Below are 1,529 nucleotides of genomic sequence, written 5' to 3'. Positions count from 1 at the left end.
GGCCAGCCCCGCCCGTATCGGCGCGACGGCCCCCGTCGTCGCGCGGCGCAGCGCCGGCCCGAGCACCGCGCCGGCGGAGAGCAGCAGCGCCGCCAGGTTCGCCCACACCCAGTAGCCGTACGGGCGGTCGGCCGCCCACCCCTGGTTGTAGCGCACCCGCACCAGGTGGTAGCCGTCCAACCACCAGAAACCGGCGAGCGTGAACGCGGCCACGACGGCGGCGACGCCGGCGAGGGCGGACAGCAGCGTGGCCCACCGGTCGGTGGCGCGCAGCGCGAGCACGGCCAGCGTCAGCAGCGCGACCAGCACGAACCCGTACGACAGGTACAACGCGAAGCCGAGCAGCAGTCCGCCCACGGCGGCTGCCGCCCGTCCGCGTACGGCGAGCAGGGCGAGGCCGGCGGCGACCACGCCGGCGAAGAGACCGTCGGCGGACGCCCCCACCCATACCGCGCCCGGCAGCAGCACCAGGAACGGCAGCACGGTGCGGGCGGCATCGGCCGCGCCGAGCGCCCGCAGGGCCACCGGCACCGACACCGTGATCGTGGCGCCCACCAGCACGCAGGCCAGCGATGCGGCGGGGCCACCGCCGATCCCGACCCGGTCGAGCCACACGAAGATCAGCAGCGCGCCCGGCGGGTGGCCGGCGGTGTGGGTGGACCAGGAGTCGGGCTGGAAGTCGAGGATGCGGCCGCTGAAGCCGGCGAGCATGGCGCCGATGTCGGTGACCTGGGGCACCTCGTGCAGGTACTCCGCCTGCGGAGTGAGCTTCTCGGTGAACGCCGACCAGCCGTCGACCAGCGCGAGCGACATCGTCCACGCCACCGCCGTCAGGTAGCCGGCGCCGAGCAGGACGGTCCACCGGGCCGTCCGCGCCCACCGGACCCCCCACCCGATGACCGCGACGGCGACGAGCGCGGCGGCCGGGGTACCCCACCCGAGGTGGGGCCGCCAGGTCGCGTACAGCGGTGCGGCGTCGGCGTGCAGGCCCACCCCGCGGGCGTTGAGCAGCGCACCCACCGCCACGGCGGCGGCGAGCAGCACCGCCTCGACGCCGAGCACGACCAGGTCGGCGGAACGGCGGGTCGGGGTCCGAACGGATGCGCGGGCCGGCGCGTGGGTCGAGGTCATGACGACCGGACGGTACGACCTGCGCGGGCCCCGCGGCAGCCGAACCGGCACGACGTCACCGTCCGGTAAGAATCCGGTACCCGGTAAGCGATCCGTAAGGCCCGATCCGCCCTCGTGCAGCCGCGTCGCGCCCTAGCGTCGGCGGTATGCCGACACAGATCGACGTGGTGCTGCCCTGTCTGGACGAGGCCGCCGCGCTGCCCGGCGTGCTCACCGCCCTGCCTCCCGGCTACCGGGCGATCGTGGTGGACAACGGCTCGCGGGACGGCTCGCCCGAGGTCGCCGCCGGGCACGGTGCCCGGGTGGTACACGAGGCGCGCCGGGGCTACGGCGCTGCCGTGCACGCCGGGCTGGAGGCCGCCGACGCGGAGCTGGTGTGTGTGCTCGACGCCGACGGG

Annotated in this window: 2 protein-coding genes; one reads left to right on the top strand and one right to left on the bottom strand. The window is 75.8% G+C overall.

Annotated elements, in window-relative coordinates:
• The coding region (locus DKL51_RS32585) for a hypothetical protein (RefSeq protein ID WP_124813176.1) at positions 1 to 1,131 on the bottom strand (1,131 nt) is incomplete at its 3' end.
• A gap of 146 nt (positions 1,132 to 1,277) precedes the next feature.
• Here DKL51_RS32585 and DKL51_RS32580 point away from each other — a divergent pair.
• On the top strand, positions 1,278 to 1,529 hold a 252-nt coding region (locus DKL51_RS32580; RefSeq protein WP_185735000.1), incomplete at its 3' end, for a glycosyltransferase family 2 protein.

It is taken from the genome of Micromonospora globispora (assembly GCF_003857015.1).
Taxonomy (GTDB): Bacteria; Actinomycetota; Actinomycetes; order Mycobacteriales; family Micromonosporaceae; genus Micromonospora; species Micromonospora globispora.
The sequence above is the reverse complement of the archived record's forward strand: the minus strand, read 5'-3'. Positions and strand labels throughout refer to the sequence as shown.